Below are 15,615 nucleotides of genomic sequence, written 5' to 3'. Positions count from 1 at the left end.
CCTTATTTAATCTTGAAGAAAAATTCTTCATTTGAAAGCTGTATCGTACTATTATCCGGGATCACAACCTCAATATTGCTGTAAAGCATCTCCCCATTCAGGTATGTGTGATTGGTTGAATTATTATCCCTTAAATAATAAACACCATTTATATTTGTGATATAAGCATGTCTTCTGCTGACAGATTTATTGTCTGTAATCTTGAAATCAACACCCTGGTCTGCCTTACCCATACAGAATACCTGCTTATTAATATAAATCTTCTCTCCGGTTCTTTTTCTGACAAGAATTGGACGCTTCAGACCATCACTTAATGATTTCGACAATACTGTTGTCTCATCCTCGCTGTCATCCGGCTTTCTGGTTTGTCTGTCCTCGGACAGTCTGCCAATCTCTTCGTTTCTTCTTCGAACCTCCATCGCCAGTTTTCTGGCTTCTTCATTGTTCTTTCTGGCTTCATATTCTGCACGCATTCTGGCTTCCTCTGCGCGCATCTCTTCTTCCCGTGCCAACCGAACTTCTTCTGCCAGTCTTTCTGCTTCTGCCGAAGCTCTCCGGAATTCTTCTTCCGCCTGACTTGCCTGTTCCTCTGCCAGTAATCTGGCTGTATTTATCTCTTTTTTAGAATTCTCATCCTCCGCTTCCCGCATCTTACATGCATATAAAACTGCGGTCTGTGATTTGTTATTATATTCTTTTTCTGCGGCCTGTTTGTCAATCTCTGCCTGTATTCTGGCAGCTTCAGCGAGCATCCGCATCTCCTCTGCAGATCTGGCAACATTTGCCTGCTGTTTTGCATACTCTGCCAGCCGTTTTGCCTCACTCTCGGCGTGGAGCCTTGCGATCTCGGCATTTCTGGCAGCTTCCTCGGCACGAAGAATATTAATCTCCATCTTCGCATGATTTGCTGCAATCTCTTTGGTCTTTGATGATGTTTTCTCCGTATTTACCAGCAACTGGCTCTGCGCCCGTAACTCCCGGATAAACAAATTGAACTGGATCGCATTGAATTCCTTGTGTCCATTCAGATACTCTATGATCTGATTTGCACATTCGATCGCCGGTGTATGTGCATAGACAAGCACTGACAGAAAACTTCTGATAAACTCTTCTACACCTGTCATATCTGATGGATTATCAAATGGGAGAAATATCAACTGTACACTGAAATCATTCAATCTTACATACATATATTTCAGGTCAAATACGATCTTTCCCAATTTCAGACCGTTATGTACCATAGACACCATCTGTCTGCTGATACTGTACAAATACTCTACCAGTTCATCCCGGAATATCGGCTTCCCGATCAACTGTTCCATCGTCAGATCACCTTCAATACAGTATTCCAGTATTCTTTCACCTTTTACAAATGTTTCTTTACAGGTATTTGTATTTCCCGCAAAAGGCACATTATATATCTTTATCTCTTCCTGGTTCAGTGTCATTGATTCATCTAATTTGTAACGAACTCTCTGTTCCCTGCTCTTTTGCGTCATAAAGCCCTCCTCCACAAAGGAATCTTTCATTTATATGTCTCCTGAACGCCCCTTTTCTGTTACTCAAAAATAGTTTCAGAAAATGGGACAAACTCCCAGAGTTATTATAACAAACCACTTTGTAAAAGTAAATGCACAACAAAAAAGAGACTGGAAACATTCCAATCTCTTTTCAAGAGGCGCGAGCCGGATTTGAACCGGCGATGACGGTGTTGCAGACCGGGGCCTTACCACTTGGCTATCGCGCCATTTATTAAATTTTAAAGCTTTCGCTTTAAGCTCCCCGAGTAGGCTCGAACCTACAACCCCTCGGTTAACAGCCGAGTGCTCTACCATTGAGCTATCGAGGAATATCCTTCGTCAAAATCCATCCAGCAGGGCTCCTGCAATGCCATCTCCCTACAAATTCTATCATTTAGATAAAATACGCAGAAGGAGGGATTTGAACCCTCGCGCCGCGCGAACGGCCTACACCCTTAGCAGGGGCGCCTCTTCAGCCACTTGAGTACTTCTGCAAAATGCCTAAATGAAATGTTCCCACCAGGGATATTAAATTTTGACGCTAGTACATGATAACAAAGGATATATTGTTTGTCAAGTTTTTTTTACTCAATATTCATATATAAATGCCATGTATAGGATGCCTTATATGTGTTCCTGCCAACCTGAACCTCTGGAATAACATACATTGCTGTATATTTTCCCTCAATACAATTATTATATTCATAGGAATTTGTTCCGGCACCAACCGTTGCAACCTCATACCATTCCGGCTTTTCTGCCTTGATATCATTACATGCATATACATGATATTTTGTTACATTCTTTACACTTTCCCAGTTGATCTCTACAGAATTTCTTCCGGTACGCTTCATACTGATCTTTGCCTGTGGGATCACAGTCTGCATATCTGTCCATTTACCAAAATACTTCTTGCCATTGATCTTGACATAGGCTCTGACACGAACCTTGAAGCCTTTATTTTCAACGGAAGGAATGTTGATACTGAGCTTTGTTTTTGTAGAATAATACAAATTCAATCTTCTTCCTTCCAGTGAATATACTTCCATCTGATATCCGGTTGGATCATACTTATCACCAGCCGCTTTTGTCCATCCAATTGTTACAGTATTGCTTTCTGTTGGCTGCCACAATAAATTGTTATACCGGAATGCCGCTACTCTCTTTGGTCTTTTTGGTGATGAATAGAAATCATATGCTTCGATATTTCCACCCTTTGCCATAAAGCCGGAGCTGGAACGCTTTACAGGTACAACACGGACATTATTAACAGATCCGGTTCTGACACGGATCGATACCGCATTTTTCTTTACAACCGCTTTTTTCTTATCATTTACATATACAATATAACGGTTTGCACCTCTCACCTTATCCCACTTAAATCTGATATAATGAGGAGTCGCCTTGATCTGCTTGATCGTAGATTTTGCTGTCTTAGATGGCGAAGTTACTACTTCTAATCTCTTTCCTGCAGGTCCGATCTTATATTTTCCATTTTCTTTTTTATAAACAGCCTTTACAACTACATAATATGTTCTGCTTGACGTAAGGTTACTAATTTTTTTCTTTGTATTTTTACTTCCTACAACATCACATGTTTTATTTGTCAGGCGCTTATATTTTCCATTTCCTGATGAAATAAACACATCATAACCATATGCATTTTTCAGGCTCTTCCAGCTCACCGTAACCGAATCCTCTTCTGACCGGGTCTGTGTGAGTCCCTTTACTTCGCTTGCTGCAGATGCCTTCAATGTTCCGTTTGAAAAAAAACATACTGCCATCATAACAAATATAAATGCCTTTAATATTGATAAGTTTCTGTTTTTCATGCCAATCATTTCCTTTTTGTTAAAAATATATTACAAAAATATCAAATTTTTGATACATAGTCAACATTTATTTTCATCTTTTTAATGTCTACCGGCAGTTATTAATATACCAGTTTTACATGTGTATACCAGGTCTTATCTGCGGTATATTGTTTTCCTTTTATCTTTACAGTTGGAATAACATAAAGTCCCAATGACTTTCCTGGTGTTAGAAGTTTTGTCACGAAGCTGGTTTTGTTTCCCTTAACGGTTCCAAGCTTGCGATATATCCGGTTCTCGATTGGATCAAATGGATTTTCACATAAATAGATCGTATATTTTACTGCTTTGTCGACCTTCTTCCATTTCAGTCGCACATTATATCGTCCTGCCATGGTAGTCGATGTAATTTTTGCACCCGGTATGATGGTTTTAAGATCTGACCATTCTCCATAACACTTCTTATTATTGATCGTAATATATCCGGCAACCTTACATTTGAACCCTTTGTTTTTCACATCTTTTCGGCTAAAAGTCAGATATGGATTTGTGCTTGCATAGGTTTTAAGCTTTTTCTTTCCATCTGCGGAATAAATAACTATCTTATAACCCTCTGCATACACTTCATCTTTCGGATTTTTGTCCCATTTGATATTTATACGGTCATCTTTCAGTCTCCACTGTAAATAATTTTTTTTAAAAGATGCCAGATTTTTCACTTTTTTTGGTGTTGTTTTTATATTATAAACTCTGCGAGCCCAACTTTCCAGTGCTTCGCCTTCTTCTGTCGTTCTTCCTGCAACAAGCAACAGGGTTCTTTTTGTTCCGGCTTTTGCCTTTATGGTAACTGAAGTTTTTCCAACTACTGTTTTCAGAAGGTTTCCATTTTCATCCAGAACCTTATAATATTCTGCTCCCTCTGAAGCATCCCACTCAATCGTATAAGAATCTGTAGTTGCCTTTGTCTGTCTGATATTATTTACATATGCCGGTTTTGGTTGCATACCCCATATGTCGCTGTCTTTGTATCTTCTGTCGCTGCCCGGCTCACCAGATCTGTTGATCCGGCAATCACCAATGCCATGATCAATAATGCATATCTGACAATTTTGTTTCCCATTGTTTTTCTCTTCATCATATCTCATTCCCTCTTTCTTCAATATATTTGTGTATTCCGTCATTTTTATGGTCTTTATTATATATCATTCTGGTCTTGAATCCTAGTCCCTGATTATAAGATTGAAATTATAAAAAACACTGGAAAAACCATCAAAACTTATGATTTCTCCAGTGTTTTTTCAACTAAATACTTTTATGATTATTAAAGTAAAATTTTAATAATACTTGCTCATGTACATACTCATATACCATGTGGCATCTGCCTTATATGACTTCTTACCGATCTTTACAGTTGGTATAACATAAAATCCTGCATAATTACCGGTTTTCAGCTTTTTAACAGTATATGATGTTGTTTTCTTTCCTACTTTTGCAACCTTATACCATTTTTTATTGCTGGTAAATGAACCTGCATTCTTGCATGCATAGATAGTATAGCCTGTAGCATTTGAAACTTTCTTCCATGATAATTTTACAGAAGTCTTTGACTTTCTTGTAAGTTTAACATCTGCCTGAGGAATTACAACCTTAGTTTTTGACCATTTGCTGTAACACTTCTTACCATTTACTACAACATAACTTGAAACCTTTACTCTGAATCCTTTATTCTTTATTGCCTTCAAGCTAAATGTCTTGCTTCTTGTATATGAATTGGTAATATTATATGTTTTCAGCTTTTTCTTACCATCAACTGAATAAACAGCAATTCTATATCCCTGTTCATAGAACTCATTATTATCATTTCTATCCCAACCAACTGTTACTTTAGTTTTGCTATATTTATCCCAACTTATATTATGATAGGCTAAACTTGCAACTTTAACAGGAGCCTTAGGTGCAGTTTTAACACCAGATATCGATTCATAATTATAACTATAGATTGCTTCATATCCTGTTGAAGATACTCTTACAGGATATACATAGTATGTGCTTTGTGTTCCTGCTTCGGCTTTAAGCTTTACAGAAGTCTGTGAGCCCTTAACTTCTGCTACTTTTACACCATTTGTCATATTATTATCACGATATATAACATATTTTGTAGTACCATAAGAAGGTGACCACTGTATTGTTACTGAATTATATGTTGCACCAATCTGTTTAACTGTGCCCAGTGCGTCTGATGACGGTGCTGTAACAATTTCACCTGTAGCTGCCAAATTCTCTTTTGCATTATAAACATAACCAGTGCCACTTACATATGTTTCATATACAGGCACGGCTTTTACTTTATATGTACATCCCACACTTAAGCCAGTATAAGTATACTCTGGTTTATAACTATCTGGATAAATATCATCATCTACTCTTTTCCATTTAGCACCATTATTTGATGAATAATAGATGTAATATCCTTTTGCGCCATCAGCACCATTAAATTCTATCTTGGCTCTATTCTGCCCTACTTCTGTCTGCCTGATATTTGTAACATTTGTCGCTGCCATAGATGTAATACTCATCGCAAACAGCATAATACTTGTAATTGCCAGTAAAAGTAATGATTTACTGAATACTCTTTTCTTTTCCATAGAACTCTCCTTTACTTTTTAAAACTTTTTGCTCTGGCTGATTCAGCCCAAGAATCAGCCTATAATAATAATTTACGATATATTTGATCTCGTGTCAATTTGATGTTATTAGTGAATACTGCCAATTTTATTTATGCAGTTTGTACACATTTACACAGATTTTAAATACATCTTGCATATACTTTATATAAGTGTACGCATTCAAAGCATTTCCTTTTTATACAGTATTTTTTTCTAAATGATTTATTTGTCGTACGAGATCAACTGATTGATTGCATCCTCTCCTTCCTGATAAAATACTTTGATAGAATCTCCCGGCTGAATGAGGATCAGACTTTCATTTTCAGCAAAATCCTGCTTGTAGACATTTCGTTTTTCATCTGTAATATACACATAGGTACTATCCTCTAACTGGATGAACTGAATGTCTTTGACCGTGATCTGCTTGTTTGGAAGATTGTCGGACAGATCTTTGCCCGTCTTTAATCCATTCTGTGCCAGCAGTTTATTATAAGATATCAGTGTTTCCTTCTGTGTATTTCCGGTTGCTACGATGTTGTATTTCTCGACATCAACCAGTGCATACATTTTGACAAGACCACCGTTATCCTTTAATACCATGATATAAGTAGGAATACCACCAATATTTATTAATGAAGGGAAGGATGCTTTATATCCAAGGTGCTGTACCTGTCCTTCTGCTGATGCCATGGCAGAATGCTCTTCCGCTCCTGCGATTGAATAATATTTACTCTCTCCGGTACGAAGATTGATCATAACAAAACCGATATTGGATTCATCTCCATTTACGGAAGTTACGCCGGTGTATACCCACACATCTCCGTTCATGACCTTATAACCATAATCATCTGTTGTCGTTTTGCATCCCTTATTTCCAAATACACTGTTCCAGTAGCCACCGGATAATTTTCCGTACCAGTCATATTTTCTGCATGCAAGATCTCCGTCATAGACACGGTCTACCCATTTTGGTACATCACCGACTGCATGATATTCAGTATCACCGGTACATGGATCACAGATTACGATGCCCTTTACATCCTTTGCTCCGAACAGACCTGCATTTGCTGTCAGTACCGGACAGATATAATATGGATTTCCGTTATCATCCAATTCCAGATAAAAGCCTTCAAACATAGCCGTCGGATATGCCATTTGCACATGACGGTACAGATTCTGATTAAAATATGCAGAAGGTGAATAGATCATTGGTTTTTCAAGCTTTACATATTTTGCTTCATTCTTTACCGGATCGACGAGTACATATCCCGGTATACCGCTCTTTTTATTATTCATATATTTGATGAATCCGGCATATTCCAGAGCTGCTACCTTCATCGGACTTCCATTATAATCGATCGTACTGTAGTCACTGCTTACTTCGTACTGGCTGACTACATCAGATAAAGAACCGATCGCACGTTCACCGATAATAACTGCGGTATCTGTATCCATCAGTGCTATATCATTGATCTCTTTGCTTTCTACGATATCAGTCTCAAAATCACCATCTTCGATCTGTATCAGTCCGGCATATTTGGAAGATGCAAATAATTTGGATGATCCGATCCATCCAACAAGTGCTGCCAGAATCATGATTCCGATCACAATACCAAATATCTTCGTCAGTTTTGGTGATACAGGCATATCATCCATCTGTTCTGCCTTTAAATTCAATGTACAAATAAAAAGTGCAACAACTGTTACGATCATCCATATCCAGAATTCAACACTGTGAAGATTGATTGTCGGCGTTAATACATAATATAATACTGCTTCTATTACGATGATTACTGCCAGCATGATAAAATTCCATTTACCAAATTTTCTGCCGGATTGGTCTGCATCATAATAACTTTCTTTTTTCTTTTTGTTCTTACCCATATCCATCACTCTCCTTTTTTACGGAAAAAATGCGCCAGGAACATCCCAGCGCATCTCTCTTAAACATTTACTATTTAAATGGCTTTGAACATCACAATGCTATTGTAACCTGATGCACATAATTATGTATAGCTGTGAATATCCCTATTATAATTCTTTAATATATCAATTTTGATATAATAGAACGAAAACAGCTTTATTCTATATTATTCCTGCTGTTTCAGATAATCTGCAACCGCTGTTTCGTACAGATTATTTCCTTTGCTGTCAATTACTACAATAACAGGCAGATTTTCAACTGTCATCTTACGGATGGCTTCTGTTCCCAGATCATCATATGCAACGACCTCTGATTTCTTGATACATTTGGAAAGGAGTGCACCTGCACCGCCTACCGCAGCAAAATATACTGCCTTATTTTCTACGATGGCATCAATAACTGCCTGACTTCTCTTTCCTTTTCCGATCATTCCATTCAAACCTTTTGAAAGAATGAGTGGTGTGTATTTGTCCATACGACTGCTGGTTGTTGGTCCTGCCGATCCGATGACCTGACCTTTTCTTGCAGGTGTTGGTCCCAGGTAATAGATCACATTTCCATCCAACTGGATTGGAAGCTTTGATTCATCATTTTCATTCTCGATCAATGTATCATACATTCTCTTATGTGCAGCATCTCTGGCACTGTAGATCACACCTGATATATATACATAATCTCCTGCATGAAGGTCTTCAACCTGTTTTTTATCAAATGGTGCTGTAATATGCTTATCCATTTTTCTCATCTCTCTCTTTTTATTCTTCTATAAAATAAATTCTGTAATTCATATCTGCCATGTATTGACCTTAATGACAGTCTTTGAGATCCATTACAGAATCCTTGTTACATGTCTGTTGACATGACAGCACATATTTACTGCAAGAGGCATTCCTGCGATATGTGTTGCATAAGTCTCGATATTAACTGCAAGTGCTGTTGTCTTACCGCCCAGACCACCCGGTCCGATTCCTGTATGATTAACGGCATCCAGAATCTCACTCTCAATTCTTGCAATATGCTCATATGGTGAATGTTCTCCGGCTTTTCTGGTAAGAGCTTTCTTTGCAAGCTTTGCAGCCATTTCAAAATCTCCGCCCAGACCTACACCTACAAACATCGGAGGACATGCATTGGGACCTGCATCCTTGACTGCCTGAAGAACGGCTGCTTTTACGCCTTCTTCTCCATCAGCAGGCTTTAACATGAACACACGGCTCATATTCTCGCTTCCGAATCCCTTTGGTGCGATCGTAATCTCTATATTTTCGCCCGGTACAATATCATAATGTATGATTGCCGGTGTATTGTCCTTTGTATTTTCACGGATCAGCGGATCTCTTACAACAGATTTACGAAGATATCCTTCTGTATATCCCTGTCTGACTCCTTCGTTCACTGCATCAGTCAGATTCATGCCTTCTACATGAACATCCTGTCCGACATTAATGAAAAATACCGCCATTCCTGTATCCTGACAGATTGGTATCTGATCCTCTGCTGCTATATCCAAATTTTCACATAACTGCGAAAGAATCTGTCTTCCAAGTACACTGTCCTCTTCTTCTGCAGCATTTCTGACTGCCTGTTCCATATCCTCTGACAGCTTCAGATTTGCCTCAATACACATTTCTTTTACAGTCTGAATAATCTCATCTGTATTAATTGTACGCATTTTCTTATCCTCTTTTTTTAGTTATCCAGAAAATCATCATCATTCTTTTTGTAATATGGATCTTTTCTTCGTTTCATATATCTGTATATATGAGCCATCAGTGTCAAAAATGCCAGTGCAATGACCAGTACGATCATTATATACAGGATATCCATAATATAACTGGAAAGACCTGCCGTATTATTGGATGATTCCAAAAATTTACTTAATCTGTCATTTTTGGTAATAATATTCTGTGCTTCCGTTGTTGCCTCTGTTGTTGCTGTTTTAAATACAATGCCGTTGATAGCATTATATAACCCCAAATATATTTTAGCTGGCATATCCCACCTCCAATTTTTAGTAACTTTTTACCTTCTTTATGAATACCGGCTGATCTTATTCAGCCGGTATCCTTTATATTATTCTTCTGTTGAATCTTCTTCCGATGACTGTTCTTCTGATACTTCTGTATCTTCTGTTTCTTCCGGATTTTCTCCTTCCGGATCCTCATCGTCAAATTCTTCTTTTTGTACTTCTGTCATGGATGCTACCTTGACATTATTATCATAGTTCAGGTTGATAATCTTTACACCGGAGGTTACTCGTCCAAGTGTGGATATTCCATCACAGCTTGTACGAATAATAATTCCTTCTGTGGTAATGATCATAACATCATTTTCATCGGTAACGATCTTCGCTCCTACAAGATCACCTGTTTTTTCAGTGATCTTATAACATTTAACACCTTTACCTCCACGGTTCTGTACGTTAAATTCTGAGATTAATGTCCTCTTACCCATACCATTTTCGGTAACAAGCAGGATTTTTTCTCCCTGTGAACTCATCTGCATGGAAATTACGATATCATCTTTTCCAAGATGGATACCCTTTACACCCATGGAAGTTCTTCCGGTCTGTCTGACGTCTTTTTCATTAAAACGAATCGACATACCCTTCTTTGTAATCAGGAAGATATCATCATCTCCATTTGTTGCTTTCACTTCGATTAGTTCATCATTATCACGCAAAACAATTGCTGTAAGTCCTGTCTTTCTCACATTCTGATATTCTAAGATATCTGTTTTCTTTACCATACCATTTCTGGTTGCCATGAACAGATATTTACCATCCTCGTAGCTCTTTAACGGAATGACTGCTGTGATCTTCTCACCTGCCTGAAGCTGAAGTAGGTTTACGATTGCAACACCTCTGGCTGTTCTTCCTGCTTCCGGTATCTCATATCCCTTCAGACGGTATACTCTACCGGTATTTGTAAAGAACATCAGATAATTATGTGTCGTTGTTACGATCAGATTCTCAATGTAATCTTCATCGATCGTCTGCATACCACGGATACCCTTACCACCACGATTCTGTGCCTTGAAGAGGTCTTCCGGCATACGCTTGATATAACCGAGCTTTGTCATGGCTATGACAATATTTTCTCTCTCGATCAGTTCTTCGTCTGTTACTTCGTCAACATCTCTGCCAAGAGCGGTTCTTCTCTCATCACCATATTTCTGAGAAATAACAAGAAGCTCATCTTTGATAACTCCAAGTAATTTCTTTTCATCTGCAAGAATTGCTTTCAGATAACTGATCTTATCCATCAGTTCTTTATATTCTGCCTCTAATTTCTCACGTTCCAGACCTGTCAGAGCACGAAGTCTCATATCTACAATTGCCTGTGCCTGAATCTCTGTCAGTCCGAATCTTTCGATCAATGAATTCTTCGCATCCTGTACACTCTTGGAACTACGGATAATGTTGATAACTTCATCGATATTATCGAGTGCGATCAACAATCCCTTTAAAATATGTGCCCGTTCCTCTGCCTTATTCAGGTCATACTTTGTACGTCTGGTTACGACATCCTCCTGATGCTTCAGATAATATCCAAGCATCTGGCTAATATTTAAGATCTTTGGAACACCATCTACAAGTGCCAGCATATTAACACCAAATGTATCCTGAAGCTGTGTATGCTTATATAACTGATTCAGAAGTACATTTGCATTTGTATCTTTCTTTAATTCGATGACAACACGGATACCTTCTCTGGAGGATTCATCTCTTACATCCGTGATTCCTTCTACACGCTTGGTCTTTACCAGCTCTACGATCTTCTGGATCAGTAAAGCTTTATTTACCATGTATGGAAGCTCCGTTACTACAATCTTATGCTTGCCATTTGGCATTGCTTCAATATCTGTAACGGCACGAACCTTGATCTTACCACGACCGGTTCTGTATGCTTCTTCAATTCCACGACGTCCAAGGATTTCTGCTCCCATAGGAAAATCAGGTCCTTTTATGATCTGCATGATCTCATCAATGGAGGTTTCTCTGTCTTCTTCTATACGATTATCAATGATTTTTACGGTTGCACCGATTACTTCCTTTAAATTATGTGGTGGAATATTGGTAGCCATACCAACCGCAATACCGGTTGTACCATTTACCAATAGATTAGGAAAACGTGATGGAAGTACCGTTGGCTCTTTTTCTGTCTCATCAAAGTTTGGTACAAAATCTACTGTATCTTTATTGATATCAGCTAACATTTCCATACTTATCTTTGATAACCTTGCCTCTGTGTATCGCATCGCAGCAGCGCCATCACCATCTTCTGAACCGAAGTTACCATGACCATCTACCAATGGATATCTTGTATTCCAGTCCTGAGCCAGTTTTACGAGAGCATCATAGATGGAACTATCTCCATGTGGATGATATTTACCCATGGTATCACCGACGATACGGGCACATTTACGATGTGGCTTATCCGGACCGTTGTTCAGTTCTATCATTGAGTGAAGGATTCTTCTCTGAACAGGCTTCAAACCATCTCTTACATCAGGAAGTGCTCGTGCTGCAATAACACTCATGGCATAATCTATATAAGACCGCTCCATGGTCTTCTTGAGCCCGACTTCACTTATTTTGTCAAAAATCTTATCGTCATCCATGTTCTTCTCCCTTTCGTTTAAATGTCAAGATTCTTAACGAACTTGGCATTTGTCTCTATGAACTGTCTTCTAGGTTCAACTTTATCTCCCATCAGTACATTGAAGGTCATATCAATCTCTGATTCATCATCATCATCAATCGCAACTTTTAATAAAATTCTCTTTTCCGGATCCATGGTTGTCTCCCATAACTGTTCTGCATCCATTTCACCAAGACCTTTGTATCGCTGGATCTTATTTGACTGATCTCGTCCAACTTCATTCAAGATACTGTTCAGTTCATCATCACTGTAGGCATACCAGATTTTTTTATTCTTCTCCAACTTATAAAGTGGTGGCTGTGCCAAATATACATGTCCTTTTCGGATCAGATCCGGCATAAACCGATAGAAAAATGTCAGAAGCAGGGTTGCGATATGAGCACCATCTACATCGGCATCCGTCATAATAATAATCTTATTATATCTGAGCTTATCAATATCAAAATTCTCATGAATACCTGTACCAAATGCTGTGATCATTGCTTTGATCTCGGCATTCTCAAGGATTCTGTCGATTCTTGCTTTTTCTACGTTTAATATCTTACCACGGAGTGGAAGGATAGCCTGTGTTGCACGGGATCTTGCTTTCTTTGCAGAACCACCGGCGGAATCTCCCTCTACGATGTAGATCTCACAATTCTTCGGATCTTTATCGGAACAATCTGCAAGCTTTCCGGGAAGTGCCATATTATCTGCAAGATTTGCTTTTCTTGCTACATCTCTGGCTCTTCTTGCTGCAATTCTCGCACGCTGAGCCATTACAGATTTATTTATAATTATTTTTGCTATATTCGGATTCTGCTCTAAGAAATAAGTAAGCTGTTCACTTACGATACTTTCTACAACAGGTCTTACTTCTGAATTTCCAAGCTTCTGCTTTGTCTGACCTTCAAACTGAGGTTCACCGATCTTTACAGATACGATCGCAGACATACCTTCCCTCAGATCTTCACCGGACAGATTATCCTCTTTTTCTTTTAACAGATTATTCTTTCTTGCGTAGTCATTGAAAATCTTGGTAATGGCTGCCTTAAAACCTGTTAAATGTGTACCACCTTCCGGTGTATTAATATTATTTACATAACTGTGTATCATTTCGTTATAGGAATCATTATGCTGCATAGCAACTTCTACATATACACCATCCTTGAGTCCCTCACAGTAGATTACCTTGTCATAGAGTGCTTCTCTGTGTCTGTTCATGTATTCAACAAACTCTTTGATACCGCCCTCATAATGGAAATGTCTCTCCTTTGGAGGATCTACACGAAGATCTGTTAATGTAATCTTCAGACCCTTTGTAAGGAATGCTGTCTCACGAAGTCTTGTCCGTAATGTATCATAATCATAAATCCAGTCATCAAATATCGTCTTATCCGGAAGAAATGTTACCTTTGTTCCTGATTTATCTTCCGGTGCATCGGCAATGATCTGCAATGCACTGTCTACATTACCACGCTTATAAGTCTGCTTATATATATGACCATCTCTTATAACTTCGACCTCTAACCATTCGGAAAGAGCATTTACAACAGAAGCACCTACACCATGAAGACCACCGGATACCTTATATCCTCCACCGCCAAACTTACCACCGGCATGAAGAACGGTAAATACTACTTCCAGTGCTGATTTTCCCGTCTTCTCCTGAATACCTACAGGTATACCACGTCCATTATCAACAACCGTTATGGAATTATCAGAGTTAATAAAAACTTCTATGTGATTACAATAACCAGCCAGAGCTTCATCTACAGAATTATCAACAATCTCATAAACAAGATGATGCAATCCTCTTGTAGACGTACTTCCTATGTACATTCCCGGTCTTTTTCTGACAGCTTCAAGTCCTTCCAGAACCTGTATCTGTTCAGCATCATAATTATTTGACATTTTTTTCCTCCTTAATATTCCATAACAAACGAAACTTATATCTTCGTAACGGTTCCGTTTGTAACATGATACACATTATTGATCACTACTTGTTCTTTTATAAAATCATCATAACCTGTACAGGTTATGATTGTTTGTATATCTTTGATCTCCTCTAACAACGCTTCTCTTCTGCTGCTATCAAGCTCTGACATAACATCATCCAGGAGAAGTATCGGATTATCATTTATAATTTTCTTTACCAACTTTATCTCTGCGATTTTCAAAGAAAGAGCGACTGTTCTCTGCTGTCCCTGTGATCCAAATCTTCTTGCATCGATTCCGTTTATCATAAACATGATGTCATCTCTGTGAGGTCCTGTCTGGGTGCTCATATAATTCAGATCTACATGAACCTTATCTGACAACACCTGTTCAAATTCATCTTCACCAACATTCTTATCATAGATGATCTCCAGCTTTTCTTTTCCGGAAGTCAGCTTCAAATGGATTTCTCCGATCAGATCATTTAACATCGTTATAAAATTCTGTCTTTCTTTTATAACCTTTCTTCCGTAATCCACAAGCTGCATGTTCCATACATCTAAAGTATCCATCAGACTTTTATTATAAGCAATCTGCTTTAACAGATTATTTCTCTGATTCAATATCTTGGAATAGGAAGACAGATTCTGATAATACAATCTGCTTAACTGACACAACTCCAGATCCAGAAATCTTCTTCTCTCAGAAGGACCGTTTTTTATGATAGATAAATCCTCCGGCGAAAAAAATATCACATTTAATAAACCAAAAAGTTCAGTTGTACGTCTGATAGGCAGTCCATCTATAGCAACTCCTTTATTCTTGCTTTTACGCAAATGCATATCAATTCGATGACTTATATCACTTTTTTTGATGCAAAGACGAATATGTGACTCTTCTTCACCTATTTTTATGATTTCCCGATCCTTACTTCCACGGTGGGACTTGGTTGTAGCTGCCATATAGATAGATTCCAGTATATTTGTTTTTCCCTGTGCATTATCACCATATAAAATATTGGTATTCTTATCAAACATAATGAATAACTCATCATAATTTCTATAGTTGTTAATATTCAGTGATTCAACATACATACTATCTACCAGCCACATG

Annotated in this window: 12 protein-coding genes and 3 tRNA genes; all 15 read right to left on the bottom strand. The window is 38.2% G+C overall.

Going from position 1 to position 15,615, the window contains the following annotated elements:
• Positions 1-2: 2 nt before the first annotated feature.
• The 15 genes from DXA07_RS01140 to recF all read right to left on the bottom strand — a co-directional run bounded on the left by DXA07_RS01140 (position 3) and on the right by recF (position 15,596).
• Positions 3-1,529 (bottom strand): FHA domain-containing protein, encoded by a 1,527-nt coding sequence (locus tag DXA07_RS01140; protein WP_021944254.1) that lies wholly within the window; start codon positions 1,527-1,529, stop codon positions 3-5.
• Between the two features lie 147 nt (positions 1,530-1,676).
• Positions 1,677-1,747, bottom strand: a tRNA-Cys gene (locus tag DXA07_RS01135).
• 31 nt (positions 1,748-1,778) lie between these two features.
• Positions 1,779-1,849, bottom strand: a tRNA-Asn gene (locus tag DXA07_RS01130).
• A gap of 77 nt (positions 1,850-1,926) precedes the next feature.
• Positions 1,927-2,014 (bottom strand) — tRNA-Ser (locus DXA07_RS01125).
• Between the two features lie 90 nt (positions 2,015-2,104).
• Complete coding sequence (locus DXA07_RS01120) at positions 2,105-3,352, bottom strand: fibronectin type III domain-containing protein (RefSeq protein ID WP_021944255.1); 1,248 nt, start codon at positions 3,350-3,352, stop codon at positions 2,105-2,107.
• A 101-nt stretch (positions 3,353-3,453) separates the two neighbouring features.
• Positions 3,454-4,335, bottom strand: a complete 882-nt coding sequence (locus DXA07_RS01115; protein WP_118482958.1) for a hypothetical protein — start codon at positions 4,333-4,335, stop codon at positions 3,454-3,456.
• Positions 4,311-4,469: a hypothetical protein gene (locus DXA07_RS12950; protein ID WP_182429551.1), complete on the bottom strand. Its 159-nt coding sequence runs from the start codon at positions 4,467-4,469 to the stop codon at positions 4,311-4,313. Before DXA07_RS12950 ends, DXA07_RS01115 begins: the two co-directional genes overlap by 25 nt.
• A 196-nt stretch (positions 4,470-4,665) precedes the next feature.
• A complete protein-coding gene (locus DXA07_RS01110) occupies positions 4,666-5,976 on the bottom strand; it encodes a fibronectin type III domain-containing protein (protein WP_118482956.1) in 1,311 nt (436 codons plus the stop codon).
• Positions 5,977-6,219: 243 nt separating this feature from the next.
• Entirely contained in the window at positions 6,220-7,881 is a 1,662-nt protein-coding gene (locus DXA07_RS01105; RefSeq protein WP_117807968.1) for a hypothetical protein, read from the bottom strand.
• A 206-nt stretch (positions 7,882-8,087) separates the two neighbouring features.
• A complete protein-coding gene (locus DXA07_RS01100) occupies positions 8,088-8,657 on the bottom strand; it encodes a Fe-S-containing hydro-lyase (protein ID WP_117822434.1) in 570 nt (189 codons plus the stop codon).
• Between the two features lie 93 nt (positions 8,658-8,750).
• Positions 8,751-9,593, bottom strand: a complete 843-nt coding sequence (locus DXA07_RS01095; RefSeq protein WP_021944259.1) for a fumarate hydratase — start codon at positions 9,591-9,593, stop codon at positions 8,751-8,753.
• Between the two features lie 17 nt (positions 9,594-9,610).
• On the bottom strand, positions 9,611-9,916 hold the full coding sequence (locus tag DXA07_RS01090; RefSeq protein WP_021944260.1) for a hypothetical protein: 306 nt from the start codon (positions 9,914-9,916) through the stop codon (positions 9,611-9,613).
• A 78-nt stretch (positions 9,917-9,994) separates the two neighbouring features.
• On the bottom strand, positions 9,995-12,544 hold the full coding sequence (gene gyrA / locus DXA07_RS01085; RefSeq protein WP_118482954.1) for a DNA gyrase subunit A: 2,550 nt from the start codon (positions 12,542-12,544) through the stop codon (positions 9,995-9,997).
• 17 nt (positions 12,545-12,561) lie between these two features.
• Positions 12,562-14,478 carry a DNA topoisomerase (ATP-hydrolyzing) subunit B gene (gene gyrB, locus DXA07_RS01080; protein WP_118482952.1) on the bottom strand — a complete coding sequence of 639 codons (1,917 nt, stop codon included), beginning with the start codon at positions 14,476-14,478 and terminating at the stop codon, positions 12,562-12,564.
• 35 nt (positions 14,479-14,513) lie between these two features.
• On the bottom strand, positions 14,514-15,596 hold the full coding sequence (recF, locus tag DXA07_RS01075; protein ID WP_118483100.1) for a DNA replication/repair protein RecF: 1,083 nt from the start codon (positions 15,594-15,596) through the stop codon (positions 14,514-14,516).
• Positions 15,597-15,615 lie beyond the last annotated feature (19 nt).

Origin of the sequence: Clostridium sp. AM54-37XD (assembly GCF_003478225.1) — a bacterium.
GTDB lineage: Bacteria > Bacillota > Clostridia > Lachnospirales > Lachnospiraceae > Coprococcus > Coprococcus ammoniilyticus.
The sequence above is the reverse complement of the archived record's forward strand: the minus strand, read 5'-3'. Positions and strand labels throughout refer to the sequence as shown.